The organism is Pseudoalteromonas luteoviolacea, from assembly GCF_018100925.1.
Taxonomy (GTDB): domain Bacteria; phylum Pseudomonadota; class Gammaproteobacteria; order Enterobacterales; family Alteromonadaceae; genus Pseudoalteromonas; species Pseudoalteromonas obscura.
This window is the reverse complement of record NZ_JAGJEH010000015.1, coordinates 1-15,436: the sequence shown is the minus strand read 5'-3', so window position 1 is coordinate 15,436 and position 15,436 is coordinate 1. Positions and strand designations below refer to the sequence as shown.

Annotated in this window: 18 protein-coding genes and 1 tRNA gene; 4 read left to right on the top strand and 15 right to left on the bottom strand. The window is 42.4% G+C overall.

What is annotated here, in order from left to right:
* Positions 1–838: 838 nt before the first annotated feature.
* The 4 genes from J8M00_RS24355 (at position 839) to J8M00_RS24340 (ending at position 4,770) form a co-directional block, all read left to right on the top strand.
* Positions 839–3,325, top strand: coding sequence for an EAL domain-containing protein (locus tag J8M00_RS24355; RefSeq protein ID WP_211013008.1), 2,487 nt, complete (start codon positions 839–841; stop codon positions 3,323–3,325).
* 43 nt (positions 3,326–3,368) lie between these two features.
* Complete coding sequence (gene zur / locus J8M00_RS24350) at positions 3,369–3,803, top strand: zinc uptake transcriptional repressor Zur (protein WP_023400720.1); 435 nt, start codon at positions 3,369–3,371, stop codon at positions 3,801–3,803.
* A gap of 71 nt (positions 3,804–3,874) precedes the next feature.
* Positions 3,875–4,342: a chemotaxis protein CheX gene (locus J8M00_RS24345; protein WP_023400721.1), complete on the top strand. Its 468-nt coding sequence runs from the start codon at positions 3,875–3,877 to the stop codon at positions 4,340–4,342.
* Positions 4,339–4,770 (top strand): secondary thiamine-phosphate synthase enzyme YjbQ, encoded by a 432-nt coding sequence (locus J8M00_RS24340; RefSeq protein WP_211013007.1) that lies wholly within the window; start codon positions 4,339–4,341, stop codon positions 4,768–4,770. The genes J8M00_RS24345 and J8M00_RS24340 overlap by 4 nt, the downstream gene beginning before the upstream one ends.
* A 7-nt stretch (positions 4,771–4,777) precedes the next feature.
* Here J8M00_RS24340 and alr read toward each other — a convergent pair whose 3' ends face one another.
* The 15 genes from alr to J8M00_RS24265 all read right to left on the bottom strand — a co-directional run bounded on the left by alr (position 4,778) and on the right by J8M00_RS24265 (position 15,366).
* Positions 4,778–5,863 (bottom strand): alanine racemase, encoded by a 1,086-nt coding sequence (gene alr / locus J8M00_RS24335; protein WP_211013006.1) that lies wholly within the window; start codon positions 5,861–5,863, stop codon positions 4,778–4,780.
* Between the two features lie 26 nt (positions 5,864–5,889).
* Positions 5,890–7,269 carry a replicative DNA helicase gene (dnaB, locus tag J8M00_RS24330; RefSeq protein WP_023400724.1) on the bottom strand — a complete coding sequence of 460 codons (1,380 nt, stop codon included), beginning with the start codon at positions 7,267–7,269 and terminating at the stop codon, positions 5,890–5,892.
* Between the two features lie 129 nt (positions 7,270–7,398).
* Positions 7,399–8,343, bottom strand: a complete 945-nt coding sequence (locus J8M00_RS24325) for a DUF4097 family beta strand repeat-containing protein (protein WP_211013005.1) — start codon at positions 8,341–8,343, stop codon at positions 7,399–7,401.
* A gap of 10 nt (positions 8,344–8,353) precedes the next feature.
* Entirely contained in the window at positions 8,354–8,854 is a 501-nt protein-coding gene (locus J8M00_RS24320) for a hypothetical protein (RefSeq protein WP_211013071.1), read from the bottom strand.
* Positions 8,847–9,392 carry an RNA polymerase sigma factor gene (locus J8M00_RS24315; RefSeq protein WP_211013004.1) on the bottom strand — a complete coding sequence of 182 codons (546 nt, stop codon included), beginning with the start codon at positions 9,390–9,392 and terminating at the stop codon, positions 8,847–8,849. Before J8M00_RS24315 ends, J8M00_RS24320 begins: the two co-directional genes overlap by 8 nt.
* Before the next feature lie 253 nt (positions 9,393–9,645).
* Positions 9,646–11,478, bottom strand: a complete 1,833-nt coding sequence (locus J8M00_RS24310; RefSeq protein ID WP_211013003.1) for a DUF7305 domain-containing protein — start codon at positions 11,476–11,478, stop codon at positions 9,646–9,648.
* Positions 11,478–11,987 carry a PilW family protein gene (locus tag J8M00_RS24305; RefSeq protein ID WP_211013002.1) on the bottom strand — a complete coding sequence of 170 codons (510 nt, stop codon included), beginning with the start codon at positions 11,985–11,987 and terminating at the stop codon, positions 11,478–11,480. Before J8M00_RS24305 ends, J8M00_RS24310 begins: the two co-directional genes overlap by 1 nt.
* A 16-nt stretch (positions 11,988–12,003) precedes the next feature.
* On the bottom strand, positions 12,004–12,450 hold the full coding sequence (locus J8M00_RS24300) for a type IV pilus modification PilV family protein (RefSeq protein WP_211013001.1): 447 nt from the start codon (positions 12,448–12,450) through the stop codon (positions 12,004–12,006).
* Entirely contained in the window at positions 12,441–12,902 is a 462-nt protein-coding gene (locus J8M00_RS24295) for a GspH/FimT family pseudopilin (protein ID WP_211013000.1), read from the bottom strand. The genes J8M00_RS24300 and J8M00_RS24295 overlap by 10 nt, the downstream gene beginning before the upstream one ends.
* On the bottom strand, positions 12,889–13,308 hold the full coding sequence (locus tag J8M00_RS24290) for a type IV pilin protein (protein WP_211012999.1): 420 nt from the start codon (positions 13,306–13,308) through the stop codon (positions 12,889–12,891). Before J8M00_RS24290 ends, J8M00_RS24295 begins: the two co-directional genes overlap by 14 nt.
* Before the next feature lie 349 nt (positions 13,309–13,657).
* Positions 13,658–14,110 carry a 50S ribosomal protein L9 gene (gene rplI, locus J8M00_RS24285; RefSeq protein WP_023400733.1) on the bottom strand — a complete coding sequence of 151 codons (453 nt, stop codon included), beginning with the start codon at positions 14,108–14,110 and terminating at the stop codon, positions 13,658–13,660.
* Between the two features lie 35 nt (positions 14,111–14,145).
* A complete protein-coding gene (gene rpsR / locus J8M00_RS24280) occupies positions 14,146–14,373 on the bottom strand; it encodes a 30S ribosomal protein S18 (RefSeq protein ID WP_005493466.1) in 228 nt (75 codons plus the stop codon).
* 11 nt (positions 14,374–14,384) lie between these two features.
* Positions 14,385–14,714 carry a primosomal replication protein N gene (gene priB / locus J8M00_RS24275; protein ID WP_211012998.1) on the bottom strand — a complete coding sequence of 110 codons (330 nt, stop codon included), beginning with the start codon at positions 14,712–14,714 and terminating at the stop codon, positions 14,385–14,387.
* Between the two features lie 37 nt (positions 14,715–14,751).
* A complete protein-coding gene (gene rpsF, locus J8M00_RS24270) occupies positions 14,752–15,093 on the bottom strand; it encodes a 30S ribosomal protein S6 (RefSeq protein WP_023400735.1) in 342 nt (113 codons plus the stop codon).
* 197 nt (positions 15,094–15,290) lie between these two features.
* Positions 15,291–15,366 (bottom strand) — tRNA-Gly (locus tag J8M00_RS24265).
* Between the last annotated feature and the right edge of the window lie 70 nt (positions 15,367–15,436).

Below are 15,436 nucleotides of genomic sequence, written 5' to 3'. Positions count from 1 at the left end.
GCTCTAACCACAAAAATTGAAAAAAACTAATCAATTTAAAATTCACAACGAACCGAGAGAGGTGCTACACAGATTAAATATAATCTATGTAAACGCTCTAAGGCGCGTAAATATTTGAAGGTTAATTAACCACTAAACACTGCAAGTTAAGTTAATAGACTACACCTTTTACTACCACTCAAATATCATAAACTAATGATTTATATTGAGTACTTATAAAAGAAAATGCTACTCATGCAGGCAAGACAACCAGACAACGAAACTCATTACCTAAAATTCAGAATATTCTTTATTAATTTATTACTATCATAAAGATGCTATCACACAAAATAAAAAAATAAATCAAAATTACTAAAAATTAACAAATGAACAAGATATAACCCTGCGTAAACCCTATACTTTATCGAGCATTAAGCATTCGCACAGCTAATATGATACGCCCTTTTATACGAATAACAGCCGTATCTCTCGGTGTGAAAAAGTACGTTTTTTAATTCTTTAACTCAATGTGAATGAGCAGACTACCAGAGATGTATTAAAGCTATTTGACGGCTAAGTGCGGATAAAGAAACTAGCTTTGTTACTAACTACGTTCCTACCACGGTGCAACGACGCCAATCTATCAGCTATTTAAACAAAGATCGGCCATTGATATCTTTCGAATTAAACTATACTGAATCTAGGATTGCGACAAACTGGCATGATCAGGTTGTGTTTGCAGCTTATGGTTGTAGCCAGTGAGTTTGATAAATAACCCGAGCAGCCATCATTAACGGATTAATTATTGAGTCACAGGCTGTTTGTTGCCAACAAGGTGCGCGGTATTGAAGGACTAGAAATGGATAAAGCATACTCAATCAACCTAAAGGTTTGGTTAACTCTCCTTTCGACTATCTCAGCCGCAGTGTTTGCTTCTGTGCTCATCGTATTCAGCTATCAAATTAAAAAAGATTTTATAATTGAGCAAACTGTACACGCTTCAACACAAATCACCGCAAACATAGCGAATACAGCAACCAGTACTACCTCGTCAGGATTTTTCACAACTGGTGACCCCCGTGTATTAGTAAACTCACTGCGCTCAGTTGCCGTTATTGACAAACAGCTTATTGTGCGTGATAGCACTGACAAACGCCAAATTGGCTTAAGCGCTAACACACTGTTTCCTCAACTTGCGCAAGTAGTCCACCAGCAAAAGACCAAAGCCCCCCGATATTTCTTCGACTCGCAAACAAACATGCTAGTTACTTACCAAGCGCTCTCAGCACCACAGCAAAACACAGGTAATGCGGATTCTGATCACCTTTATTTTATCTACAGTCAATTTGATCTCACAGAGACATTTTCACTACTGCTTACCCATTACAATCACAATGCATGGTTTATTATTTTCGCGATTGTTTTTATTTCGGTCTTGGCTTTGCTTGTCACCTATTATTTTATTCATCGGCCTATATCTGAGCTCACCCAGATCAGCAACAAACTGAGTGATTTTGAGTTCATTGCCGAACATCAAATTAAGGGAGATGGCGAACTAAAACATCTAGCTAATAACCTTGCGCGTGCTGCACATACATTAGATATCGGTTTTAAACGGCAAAAACTCGCGGAACAAAATGCGCTTGATAGGCACAGCGTATTGCAGGGTATATTTTCAGCACTGCCTGATATCTTTTTTATCATCGATAAACAAAGCAAAATCTTAGAGTGTCATTATGGTCGGGACGATAATCTGCCTGTACCAGAAAAACAATTTGTAGGGCAGCAACTAGTTGATATTTTACCATCGCATGCTGCCAAGCATTTTGCCAAAGCAATCTCAACCATTGAGCAGAGTAGCCAACTTACACAAATCGAGTATAAACTGGACAATACGGGCAGTACAAAGCACTTTGAAGCGCGGCTGAACGCAATTCCTCAATCGGACAAACTCGTCATTGCAGTACGTGATATCACAGACAAAAAACGCCAAGAAGAAGTGATACTTAAACATGCTTTTTACGATACTCTGACCAACTTACCTAATCGCTTTTTAGCGCTTGATAGACTCCAGCAGATGATCCATGAAGCCAAACGAAACCAGCAACTTATTGCAGTCGGCTTCATTGACTTAGACGATTTTAAAAAGGTCAATGACTCAATGGGTCATGAAGTTGGAGACAAAGTACTTGTTCATTCAGCTTCCGTGTTAAAGGGCGCACTGCGTAAACATGATACGGTTGCACGCCTTGGTGGAGATGAGTTCATTATTTTACTGGGAGACATCCAGACACATCATGACATAACCGCTATTGCGACTAAATTGGTTCAGCTTTTCCGTTCACCATTTGAGATTGACGAACGCGCCTTTACCATTTCCTTAAGTTTAGGTGTCGCTGTTTTTCCAGATGATGCAGACTCCCCAAATGAGCTTTTAAGAAAGGCTGACTCTGCTATGTACAGTGCCAAACACATGGGCCGAAATACCTTTTCATTCTTCACTGAAAGTATGAGTCAAGATCTAAACCGCCGTCTCAAACTCGAAGATAGTATGCGCAGCGCTTTGGCCAATCAAGAATTTGAAGTCTATTTTCAACCTCAATATGATTTATCCAGCCGTTTTGTTGTCGGTGCTGAAGCGTTATTGCGTTGGTACAATGCTGAGCTTGGGTGGGTTTCGCCAGCTGAGTTTATCCCATTGGCTGAACAGACAGGTTATATCATTGAACTAGGTGAATTTGTGCTGGATCAGGCAATGCAACAAATTTGTGAGTTGCGGGATTTCCATCCTCAACCATACCGTATTGCTGTTAATCTCTCACCTAGGCAGTTTAAAGATCCCAACCTTGTAAACTCTATTAGTCGTATGATTAATAAGTACCAGATTGATACACAATTGCTCGAATTAGAAATTACCGAAGGCGTCCTGCTGACAGGGGACGCCTTGGTTAAAGATGCTTTATTCGAGTTTCACCAACTAGGCGTCCTCGTTTCAATGGATGACTTTGGTACTGGGTACTCCTCTTTAAACTATCTACGCTTGTACCCTTTTGATGTTGTCAAAATCGATCAAAGCTTTATTTTCGATATGCACACCAGTGAGCAAGTCAGACAATTAGTTCATACCATTATCACTATGGCCCATAATTTAGGTATAAAAGTTATCGCCGAAGGTATCGAAACCCAACTACAATTAGATGTTTTAGCAGCCCTTGGATGTGATTTAGGCCAAGGCTACTTTTTGGGTAAACCCATGGCAAAAATTGATTTTGAAGCGTGGTTAGCGCAATATGCACACCAACCTTTGAATATTGAGAATAAATCCTTGTCGATACAAGACTATTAAAATGAATATGTTAGTATTGAGAAGTAGTGTAAGGATTTAGAATATGAATATAGAACTACTAGTTTCCAAAGCAAAGCAGGTCTGTGACAATCGCGGGGCGCGTTTTACACCTATTAGAGAAAAGGTATTTCGCCTGCTTGCAACTAAGCAAGGTGGTGTTGGCGCTTATGACTTGTTAGAAGAACTGAAATTAACAGAGAGCAGTGCCAAACCCGCAACGGTTTACCGTGCGCTAGACTTTTTGGCTGAGCTAGGTTTCATCCATAAAATCGAAAGCACCAACTCATTTATGTTGTGTCACCATTTTGATCATATCCACCCTGTACAGCTGCTGATATGTGATAGCTGTGGGCATGTTCAAGAGTTGCACTCAACTGCCATTTCTCATGAGTTAAACAATTTATCAGCAGAAAAAGGCTTTAAAGTAAAAGCACAAACTATCGAAGCACATGGGCTTTGTGAAAAGTGCCAACAGTAGTGCAGCCGTAAAAAAAGCCACTACACTTAAACTAATGTCTGCAATAATGAATAAAACAAGGGACCTATAATATGAATGTTGAGTTCATCAACCCTTTTTTATCTTCACTAATAAATGTATTAGCGACAATGGCGCAAACGGAGCTAACGCCCGGCAAGCCTAAGATAAAAAAAGATGAAGTCGCCCGTGGAGATGTATCTGGGCTAATCGGTATGGTTGGCCCACAAACCAAAGGCTCTTTTTCAATTACCTTTGATGAAAGCCTTGCCCTCGCGATTATGGAGCGAATGCTAGGTGAAAGACCTGAAAAGATAAATGAAGAAGTCACTGACATGGTTGGAGAAATCACCAATATGGTCACCGGTGGGGCAAAAAATCTACTTGGTGAAAAGGGGTATGACTTCGACATGGCTACACCTTTAGTTGTATCTGGACCTGGTCATACCATTACGCATAAGTGTGAAGGTGCTAAAATAATTATGCCATTCACATCTGAGGATGGTAATGCAAATATTGAGGTCAGCTTCGACAAACTATGAGTTGGCACCAATCTGTGATCATGCTGAAGCCTCGCCCTCGAGGCTTTCACCTCATTGACGATGAGCTTTTGGCCCATCTACCTCAGCTGAGCTATTACAAAGTCGGCTTGCTTCACTTATTTATTCAACATACGTCGGCTAGCCTGACGATCAATGAAAATGCCGATCCAACCGTACGCATGGACATGGAGAGTCATTTCAATCACTTTGTGCCACAAAATCAGCATTATTATCGTCATGACTATGAAGGAGACGATGACATGCCAGCTCACATAAAGTCGAGTACATTGGGGTGTGAAGTCACCATCCCTATTTATCAAGGACAGTTAAAGCTTGGTACTTGGCAAGGCATATATTTGGGTGAGCATAGAGATCAAGGTGGTCCTCGAAACATCGTAGCGACATTGCAAGGACAGCTATTAGAGTGAGAAATACTCACTCATCATTGCAGTACTCATAGCTTACGCGTGGCGTGACATTGCACAGCAATTCATAAGGAATGGTATCAGCACAGCTCGCAACCTCTTCGACAGGCAAAGTTGGTCCCCACATTTCAACTTCATCTCCGACTTGAATATGCGCAGCGTTTTCACCAACATCAACACTGATCATGTCCATCGATACACTACCCACTATGCCATATCGCTTGCCTTTAATGACTACAGGCGTGCCTTGTCTAGCATGTCGCGGGTAACCATCACCGTAACCCATAGCAACAACAGCCAAAGTGGTTGCTTTTTGGCATTGCCATCGCCCTCCATAGCCAACGCGATCACCTACAGTCACTTGTTTGATAGCTATCACCCGTGTTTTTAGTCGCATCACAGGCTTTAGTTGGTGATCCACTCCAACCTGATCCAACATTGGAGATACGCCATAAAGCATCAATCCTGATCTAACCCAATCAAAATGTGCATCAGGCCAACCAATTACGCCAGCTGAATTCGCTAAACACAACGCTTCACGTCGCTCTGACACCAATGACGCAAACAAATCTATTTGGACTTGGGTAAAGTCATTACTGACGTCATCTGCGCATGGAAAATGGGTCATTAAATTTACCGCAGGCTTTACGTTTGGACATTGTTTTAAACGCTGATAAAAATCATCAAATTGTTCGGGCTCAATGCCCAGCCTATGCATGCCAGTATCAACTTTCAGCCATACAGATATTGGCATCTCTAAGTTGCTCTGCTCAATTGCAAGTAACTGGCTTTCATCATGAACGACTGTTTCAAAGTTATTGGCGAGCAAAATAGGCAAGTCGCTGGGATCGAAAAAACCTTCCAACAAAATGATGGGTTTTGTCAGTCCCCCTGCACGCAATGCCAAAGCCTCGTCGATACGCGCAACTGCAAATGCATCAGCATCCGATAAACATTGCGCAATTTTGACCAAACCGTGACCATATGCATTGGCTTTTAGCACCGCCATTACTTTTGAGCTAGGTGCAATCTCTTTTACTCTAGCTAAGTTATAACGCAGTGCTGGTATATTAATTTCTGCTGTGGCTAACCGCATTCACAGGGACCCTTATCTATTTGGGCTTAGTACTCATCATCTAGTGCTGGCCCAGCATAATTATCAAAACGAGAGTATTGGCCTTGGAAGGTTAACCTAACCTTACCAATTGGACCGTTACGCTGTTTACCTATGATAATTTCAGCGGTGCCTTTGTCAGGGCTGTCATCGTTATAAACTTCATCACGATAAATAAACATAATCAAGTCAGCATCCTGCTCAATCGAGCCCGATTCCCTTAGATCCGAGTTGACGGGACGTTTGTCGGCACGTTGCTCTAGCGTACGGTTAAGCTGGGACAGCGCAATAACTGGACACTCAAGTTCTTTAGCAAGCGCTTTTAACGAGCGGGATATCTCGGCTATCTCCAAAGTACGGTTGTCTGACAAACTAGGAACACGCATTAACTGCAAATAGTCGACCATGATCATGCTGATCCCACCGTGGTCACGGGCAATTCGACGTGCTCGCGAACGCACATCGGTCGGCGTCAAACCTGACGCATCATCGATATACATTTGCCCCTTTTCCATTAGTAACCCCATGGTTGAAGACAGTCGCGCCCAATCATCGTCGTCTAACTGACCTGTTCTCACCTTAGTCTGGTTAATACGGCCAAGTGATGCCAACATCCTCATCATGATCTGCTCTGACGGCATCTCTAGAGAGTAAATTAGAACTGGCTTGTCCTGCGTCATTGCCGCGTGTTCTGCCAAGTTCATCGCAAATGTTGTTTTACCCATAGATGGACGTGCCGCAACAATGATCAAATCAGAAGGCTGTAAACCCGCGGTCATTTGATCGAGATCTGAGTAACCAGAGCTAACCCCTGTTACACCATCTTGCGGTGACTGATAGAGCTCTTCTATCTTATCTATGGTCTTCTCTAAAATACTATGAATATTTTGCGGACCTTCAGTACTTTTGCTGCGCTGCTCGGCAATCTTGAAAACTTTACTTTCAGCCAAATCCAGCAAATCGTGGCTTGTACGTCCCTCAGGGTTAAAGCCTGCTTCGGCGATTTCGTTTGCAACCGAGATCATCTCTCGTACAACAGCGCGCTCGCGCACAATACTGGCATATGCATCTATGTTAGCTGCACTTGGGGTGTTTTTAGCAATCTCCGCCAGATATGCAAACCCACCAATGGAGTCTAATTGATTATTCTTTTCTAGGTTTTCAGAAATGGTAATAAGATCAATTGGCTGACCAAGCTCGACGAGTTTAGTCATGGCTTCAAAGATCAGTTTATGCGTACGAGTGTAAAAGTCTTGTGCAACAACTAGTTCGGCAACCCGGTCAAACGCTTGGTTATCAAGCATCAAGCCTCCCAGTACAGATTGCTCTGCTTCAATGGAGTGCGGTGGAACTTTTAGTGTATCGACTTGTTGATCAGGTTTGGCCATATTACGACAAAAACAAATGAGTGGATTTGTTATTGTAACCTTAAATCTTGCAAAACTGAATGCTGATAAGCTTAGACGTGCAGTGTAAAACGCAAAAACTAAGCCCAATCGAAATTGGGCTTAGTTAGTTTAGTGTACTTTTTTCAATTCTATGCGGCCGCTCACCGTATCTATTTCGATGTCCGCATCGCCTGAGCCAACTGTGAATTGCAACTCTCTCGAAGGGCCATACTTTGCTTTTTGAACCTTATCACCACTTAGCTCATTAGTGATTTTGCCACCAGCATGTGCATCAATGTCAAACTTAGCAGAAATATCTCGAGGAAAGTAAAGGTCTGCGTCCCCGCTTACAGATTCAAGATTTACACGTGCATTAGGTAATAGCTCTTTTACCCGCACTTCAATTTCTCCGTTGACGGTGTTAAGTCTCAACTCTTGCAATTTTGCAATGTCAAACTCAACCTCACCATTCACATTTTCTAACCGGATCTCAGTTGCCTGCGTGTTACTCTCAATAGAGCCATTCACCGCATTGAACCTAATTTTACCCTTGGAGCCCACATCTTCAATATCACCATTGACGGTTTCATAGCGAATGCGCCCGTTTAACTCCTTGCCATCGATATCCCCATTGACAGTCTCAAGACGTACTTTCCCAGCAATTTGAGTAGCTTTAATGTCACCATTAACTGTCTTTATGTACGCACCAGCTAACAATTTGGAAGCTTCAACATCAACTTGTACACCTTCAAATACCAGCTCACTTTGCTTTGGCATATAAATTTTTAGTTCAGAACCCTCATGCTTACGTCCCCAGCCTCGTGAGTTGGACGGCATTTTGACGATAAATCTAGTTTTGCTGCCTTTGGTATCTAATTTATAGCCCTTTGCATTGTCATCAAGCTCTCCGACGACTTTGAATGCTGCTTTGTCCCAAGTGAGTATCTCTACGTTACCACGTTGGTTTTCTATAAAAACTTTACCATCCGTTGGGATTTCGATTTCTTTATCAATTTTTTCACCAGCCAAGGTTACCAGAGGGAACATGGCTAAACTCAACATCAATGCTTTCATCCTACTTCTCCTAAATTTCCTGCCAACGAGGTTGATGTACTCGTTCAATTAAATCTAATTGTTGTTGATAAACCTGAGCCAACATTTGCAGCAACGCTGCATTTTGTGGGTCGTTTTGAAGAGCCAGCTTAATGGCTTGTTCTGCTTCTTCTAATTCTTGCAATTGCACTTGCCAATCATTTGTTAGTGCAGGCTGGTTGCCATATTGCACCAACAAAATCTGTTTTTGTTGTTCGAAATACTGGCTCATTTGCATCATATTATTTTGCTCTGGCGTACTGAGCGTAAAATACATTACACACATACCAATACAAGTTGCGGCAGCAATCGCAGAGACTTGTCGCCAAACGCCCGCGGGGTTATTTTGCGGTTCGCTGTCACTCATTGGCTGTTCATTAATTGCCTTTTCTATCCCTTGCCACAATGCTCGCTGAGGCTCGGGCTGTTGCACTTGTTCCTGTGTTTTGGCTACTTGTTGAGACAAGAACTCGTCAAAGTTTGGCTTAATCATTTTCATACCACTCCTGTAACAACTTTTTTGCTCTGTGATACTGAGATTTGCTCGACCCCACTGCCATATCTAACATGGCTGCAATCTCTTCATGTCGATACCCCTCGACAGCATGCAATACAAAAACAAGTCGTGCTCTTTCGGGTAATCGAAGCACTAGCTTGTCTAGTCCATTGAGATCCCCACACAGTGCAATACTTGCTTCATCCATCCCGCTATTTTCAAAACTGACTACTTTTTGCAACCAGTTTTTGTACTTGCGCAGATAACTTATTGCGATATTTGACGTCACGCTGTGCAGCCAAGTTGTAAATTTAGATTGGCCATTAAACTGTGCTATTTTGTGCCACAGCTGTACAAATACTTCTTGGCAGGCATCTTCCGCATGCGCTTGATCTGCCAATAACCGTAAACACAGCGCATAGACCCGCCGATGGCATTGTTCGTACAGAGCGGCAAAGGCAACCTGATCACCTTGCTGAGTACGTTTAACCAAATCATCTAATTCATCAAACGGGAGTTTGGCATCAACTAACATATTTAAATTCCTTTACCGCGAGGTAATGATGATGACACATTTACTTCAAAAGAGCAGTCTGTCACATACCGTTCAATATCCTATGGAAATTTTTTGAAGAGTGCCAATCATGTATCATCTTCACAGCGCCTTTCATACAGAGTAAGACGCGCTGTGGGGCAAAAAAGGTTTAAATCAGGTGTGATAATTTTCTAAAAAGTGGCAATCGACGTTTGCCGTACCAATGAAGATGAGGGTCATTAAGTAAGCTAGCCTATCGGGTGCTCCCCGAATTGCTTGGTTCTGCTGGCTCCTCACTAAACGCTTCTGGGTGCTTATATCGCCAGCCTTGGAAGGTCAATTTAGCAGGTTGCTTCACCGTACCACCATTGCCCAATTTAAGCTTTTTTAACGCCTCATCAAAATGGATACCACTTCCACCATTTGCTTCAATTGTGGCACCGCGCACAGTACCAAAAAACTGTCCGCTGCCATTCATGGAAATAGAGGTCAATGGTGCATAAATGACGGCATACAAAGAAGATGTGCCACTAACAATTACACCGTGTTTATTTGCATTGCCATTGTCATTTGGGTCTGGTTTGTAAGATGAAAAAATATTGAATGTCCCAAGGCCACTGTCTGTAATGCCTGGCTTTTCTGTTACCACCTGAGCACTGGCTCCAAGCTTTACTTTACCTGTGACAAAAATTGTCAAACTCACATCTTTTTCAATATTAAGCCGACTATCACCAGTCATGGTAAAATCACCATCGATAAGCCAAATAACATCGCCACCTTTAATGGTAGGGTTATCCACTTTCTTAATATTGACCACCGCATTGCCACCAATGGTCAGATTCTTCATGCCAAACACGTATTCACTGTTCGGTTTTAGCCTATTGTGCACCTGTTTATTAGTATCAAATAAGTAGATATCCGTTTCACTTGATGGCGCTTCTTTAATGACTTCTGTACCGTTGTATTTTTTCTGTTCCAGTTTGCTCTTTTCAGGCCGAAACGTATATGTTTGATTTGACTTCACTTCAACATTTTCATATCCGTTATTTGCCACGATGATGTTGGGCATATTACCGGGTAGCGCAAGCGGATCACATTCATCAACCGTTGTATCGTCATGATTAGGAGAGTCAGGGTCGTATACACGCACGGCGGAAACATTGGGATTCACATTAAACTTGGCGGCAGAATAATTGATCCCCCCCTGTGAGTGTTCATCGGCTAATTCAAAATCGCCCGTGCCACCATATTGAATATCAAAAGGGTCATTCTTTGTATTCAAAATATCAGCGCCCCACAACATCTTCACGTTGCCATTTGCGCGCACAACACCTTGAATGTCACCGCCGCGGTGAATGACAAACCCTTGCGTCAAAACATCCCCCTCAACACGCATACCACTGCCATGAGAGATATCTATTCCGGTATTTGATTGCACGTTACCAATAACTGGAGATGAGCCTTTGAGATACAATACCCCCGACGCTTTTACATCCCCTTTAATTGGCGAGTGACCAGATAACACCACGTCTGAATCACCAATAACCGTATTCACATCACCGTTGTTACCCTGCGTATCTTCATAGCTTCCCGCCTCAGAGTCATAGCTGTCAACCACCCCGCTACCTGATAAATTTACCCCTTTACAGCCTGTCACAGGGTTGTTGAAGGTTGGTTCAAGCACCGCATCGGTAAATTTAAAAATGCCCACCATATTGTTGGCGGCGTTTTCTCCATACCTTTGACCCAAACTAGCAACTTCAATGATGCCTGCTTGCGGAGAGCTTATTTGCGTTGAGAACTGGCCCTTACTATATTCACCACCCGAATGACCTGAATTTACAGCAAGTAAGGTTTCCATCGTTGCCCCTTCATTCCTACTAACATAGTCATTGAGGCCATCTGCACTGGCGAAAACGCCTTTCTCTGCCTGTAGACGCGCGTTTAAATCTTTTTGAAAGTTACCACTTAGGCGCTCTTGTACCAGTGTGTCCTTCATTGAAGTAAACACCACAACACTTGCCATGGTGCTCAGCAGCATCACTTTAATGAGTGTAAAGCCAGATTGTCGTGAAAAACGTTTCATCAGTTATTCACCCTCTCTTGAGGTACTTTCCAAACCGCCTTGTCTAACACCAAACGGTTTGCAGCGATATCAATTTGAAGCCCTTCTTTAAATTGCGGTGGTACATCTTTGGGCGTCACGGTAATACTGGTTAAGATCCCTGATTGAGCAAAACCCAGAGCTTGAACGCCCCTTAAAAGCTGAACTGGGCCATTACCTATGTCACAAGTCAAGTAGCCATTCGACAACGTATATAGCTCTGAGTAGTTTGCAGTAGGTACACTGCCATCACATGCCAACTGCAATGCGTTTTGATGCACCCGCAACGCCGCTCCGCCGTTTTCAAGTTCTGGCATAGCGTGTGTCTGCTTAATACTGCGGGTCATCACTTGACTCATATAGCGAATAACTTCTTGTGCATGTGACAATTCTTTACTCGCCACAACGGTGCTTTTAATTGCGGTATAGGACATCGCAACACCGGATAGTAAAAACAACCCGGCGGCCATAGCTACGAGTAACTCGATCAACGTGTATCCTCGCAATTTAAGGGATGCAATCTGAGCTTGGCACATGGACATAACTTGCTACTAATGTTATTTGATTTAACGCGCTATTGTCTTCAATTCGCTTGTCTTCCCAACTCACAGTAAATCTCACATCTCGACGCTCGGAAGCTGGCGTATTAATATTGTCGTTATATTTATCCGGAGACAGTTTGAGTACAAACCGGTTGTCTTCAGGTTGTAAATCAGCGATGCGTGGATTATTGATAAGCAAGAGGTTTTGATTGATATGCTCGTAATAACACAGATCACTCCACATTCTTTCAATCGCATTCTGACCTTTTACCAAGGCAACGGTATAATTAAAGCTGTTATTGGCAAATTGTAGTGACTTTAATTGAGCACCAGCTAACCCCAGCAAGGCGACGCCGGCGATCACAATGGATACCATCACTTCAATTAATGAAAACCCTTTTTCTAAGCGCAATTCTCTGCAGCCTCACCTATCCAGCTTTGACCACTTTTCAATATACAGAGTCGATAATCTAACGTGCTATTGTCATTGTCACTCACTAAAATATTGCTCACTTGGTTTAATTCACCCGTCGATCTTACCTCACGATCAACCAGTCCTACATAAATAGATTCGTGTTCAATTGTAAACGTACGTAACGTTGCTTCTTTGCCATCAACCATGGTATTGACCAACCATTGCGAGTTTTGCTTAACTAGCTTAACCGTTTGTTCTCTTTTTACCGCTTCGCTTCGAGCAAACTGGTATGCGCTATTTAAAAGGTGGACATTAGAATCAACACGATCTTGTTTAATGTAGGTGATGACAGACGGCATTGCCAAACTTGCAAGCACAGCAACCAGTGCCACACACACCAATAACTCAATTAAGGTGACGCCACGCTGTTTCGAATTACCAACAATCATCAAATTGCCCCTCTGAATACTCTTTACCCTGCTCATCTAATGTCAACATGCCACATACATCAGAAATCTGAGTCGTGCCCGTCTTTGGTGTCGCGCTAATTTTGAATTTTAAGCTTCTATAATTGCCAACAATCCCCGGAGGCTTACCAAGTGCGGTATATTTTAATGTGTAATATTGCAGCTCTTTTTCAAATTTATATTCATCTGGATAGCCCCCATTTCTGGAGTAGATACGTTCCAATGCGACTGCTTCTTGATACATAATTTGCTGTATATCCGTGCGGTACCCCTTGCGTAGATAGTCCAAATAACTCGGTAAGGCAACACTCGCTAACACCGCGACCAGCGCAACAGCGATAAGCAATTCTATTAACGTAAAGCCACGTAAGCGACGACGATTAAACATTATTCTCCAAACTCAAATGATAACGCTGTCATAATTTGCCAATACCACTGTATGTTATTTGGACAGCAAAAAAAAGTATCTAATAAAAAAGAGTTAACTAAATTATCACAAATCAACTTTATATAAAATGGGTACGATATTACATGACATTACCATTTGTACCTATCTTTTCAATATACAAAAGTTTATTTACGTCATTTGTGATTTAGATTAATTATCCAATTGTTGTCTGAATCTTCCGTGAGCAATCATGATATTCACTGATTTTATGCACTGAAATTGTGTCGTTGTTATTTTTCAGGGGAGGGAATAAAACCGCACACAGGGTGTGCGGTTTATGCTTAATAAATTAAGCTTCTGCGATAACGATAACTTTGATAGTTGCCGTTACGTCAGAGTGTACTTGAATAGCTACGTCGAATTCACCAGTCTCACGGATAGTACCTAGAGGTAGGCGAACTTCAGCTTTAGCTACTTCAACACCAACTGCAGAAATCGCTTCAGCGATGTCACGAGTACCGATAGAGCCAAATAGCTTACCTTCGTCACCCGCTTTAGAAACTAGTGTTACTTCAGCTAGTGCTTCAAGTTTTTCAGCACGAGCTTGAGAAGCTGTTAGTTCTTCTGCGATTTTTGCTTCTAGCTCAGCGCGGCGAGCTTCGAAAGTTTCGATGTTAGCTTTGTTTGCAGGAACTGCTTTACCCTTAGGGAATAAGAAGTTACGTGCGAAGCCAGATTTAACAGAAACCTGGTCACCTAGGTTACCTAGGTTAGCGATCTTGTCTAGTAGAATAACTTGCATGTCTCTACACCTTTTAAAAACTATTAATCAGCTGCTTACTTGTGTAAGTCAGTGTACGGAAGAAGGGCTAGGTAGCGAGCACGCTTGATAGCTGCTGCTAGCTGACGCTGGTACTTAGCGCTTGTACCTGTGATACGGCTAGGTACGATTTTGCCACTTTCAGTTACATAGTTTTTAAGAGTAGCTAGATCTTTGTAATCGATTTGTTGTACGCCTTCTGCTTTGAAACGGCAGAACTTACGACGTCTGAAATAACGTGCCATGAGTAATTTCCTCAATTAATTCTTTCAATATGTTGTGCATGTAGTACAAGTTGACTCAAGCCATTTCGGCTTTCGTGGCGATTTAAAAATCCTCTTACTTGTAACCCTTGCCCAACGTATAAATGCTCTAGTTGACTTCGGAATTTATCACCACTGGCAACAACTTGAATACGAACATAACTGTTACGGTTAAGGTCGGCTTCAATTTGCATTGATTTATGCTCTAAAACAAAAATACAGTGCGTAATGCCAGCAGGACTTTGACTATATTTTGGTGTTTTGCAAACAATCCCAGATAAAACAAACTGGTTTGTATATGGGTCTGCTTGATTTTGCACCATTACCTCTAGAGGTGAGTCAAATCCGAATCAATAACGATTAAGCAGATGCTGCTTCTTTTTTCTCTTCTTTAGCAAGAGGAGAAGCTTCTGTTACAGCGTTTTTAGTACGCATAACTAGGTTACGTAGCACTGCATCGTTGTAGCGGAAAGAAGTTTCAAGTTCGTTGATTACTTCAGTAGGCGCTTCAACGTTCAAAAGAACATAGTGTGCTTTGTGAAGCTTTTCGATTGGGTAAGCCAGTTGACGACGACCCCAGTCTTCTAAACGGTGGATAGTACCGCCAGCTTCAGTGATAGAACCAGTATAACGCTCGATCATACCTGGAACTTGCTCACTTTGGTCTGGGTGAACCATGAATACGATTTCGTAATGACGCATGGATATTCCTTACGGTTAGTATAGCCTCGTCCCGTTTCGGCCGGCCGGGTTAAGGCAAGGAACGACTAATATGGCCGAAAGAGCGCGTATTTTACGCATAGTGCTAAAAATAAGCAATCTTTTTATGCAAGAATTCGGAATTAATAGAGAAAAAAATTATAAGAATTTGAAAAAAGAGAAAATAGTTAGAAAGGAGTTGGAGCGGCACACGAGGTTCGAACTCGTGACCTCGACCTTGGCAAGGTCGCGCTCTACCAGCTGAGCTAGTGCCGCTTCATAGTTTGCTCTAAATTGTCCGCTGGAGCGCGACGGGTCGCGTCTAACGTTTTAGCAGCTGAGCTAA

Bases quoted from the DNA above. Each gene is read 5' to 3' on its own strand.
- J8M00_RS24355 (WP_211013008.1), top strand. From the start codon at position 839: ATGGATAAAGCATACTCAATCAACCTAAAGGTTTGGTTAACTCTCCTT.
- zur (WP_023400720.1), top strand. From the start codon at position 3,369: ATGAATATAGAACTACTAGTTTCCAAAGCAAAGCAGGTCTGTGACAAT.
- J8M00_RS24345 (WP_023400721.1), top strand. From the start codon at position 3,875: ATGAATGTTGAGTTCATCAACCCTTTTTTATCTTCACTAATAAATGTA.
- J8M00_RS24340 (WP_211013007.1), top strand. From the start codon at position 4,339: ATGAGTTGGCACCAATCTGTGATCATGCTGAAGCCTCGCCCTCGAGGC.
- alr (WP_211013006.1), bottom strand. From the start codon at position 5,863: ATGCGGTTAGCCACAGCAGAAATTAATATACCAGCACTGCGTTATAAC.
- dnaB (WP_023400724.1), bottom strand. From the start codon at position 7,269: ATGGCCAAACCTGATCAACAAGTCGATACACTAAAAGTTCCACCGCAC.
- J8M00_RS24325 (WP_211013005.1), bottom strand. From the start codon at position 8,343: ATGAAAGCATTGATGTTGAGTTTAGCCATGTTCCCTCTGGTAACCTTG.
- J8M00_RS24320 (WP_211013071.1), bottom strand. From the start codon at position 8,854: ATGATTAAGCCAAACTTTGACGAGTTCTTGTCTCAACAAGTAGCCAAA.
- J8M00_RS24315 (WP_211013004.1), bottom strand. From the start codon at position 9,392: ATGTTAGTTGATGCCAAACTCCCGTTTGATGAATTAGATGATTTGGTT.
- J8M00_RS24310 (WP_211013003.1), bottom strand. From the start codon at position 11,478: ATGAAACGTTTTTCACGACAATCTGGCTTTACACTCATTAAAGTGATG.
- J8M00_RS24295 (WP_211013000.1), bottom strand. From the start codon at position 12,902: ATGATTGTTGGTAATTCGAAACAGCGTGGCGTCACCTTAATTGAGTTA.
- J8M00_RS24290 (WP_211012999.1), bottom strand. From the start codon at position 13,308: ATGTTTAATCGTCGTCGCTTACGTGGCTTTACGTTAATAGAATTGCTT.
- rplI (WP_023400733.1), bottom strand. From the start codon at position 14,110: ATGCAAGTTATTCTACTAGACAAGATCGCTAACCTAGGTAACCTAGGT.
- rpsR (WP_005493466.1), bottom strand. From the start codon at position 14,373: ATGGCACGTTATTTCAGACGTCGTAAGTTCTGCCGTTTCAAAGCAGAA.
- priB (WP_211012998.1), bottom strand. From the start codon at position 14,714: ATGGTGCAAAATCAAGCAGACCCATATACAAACCAGTTTGTTTTATCT.
- rpsF (WP_023400735.1), bottom strand. From the start codon at position 15,093: ATGCGTCATTACGAAATCGTATTCATGGTTCACCCAGACCAAAGTGAG.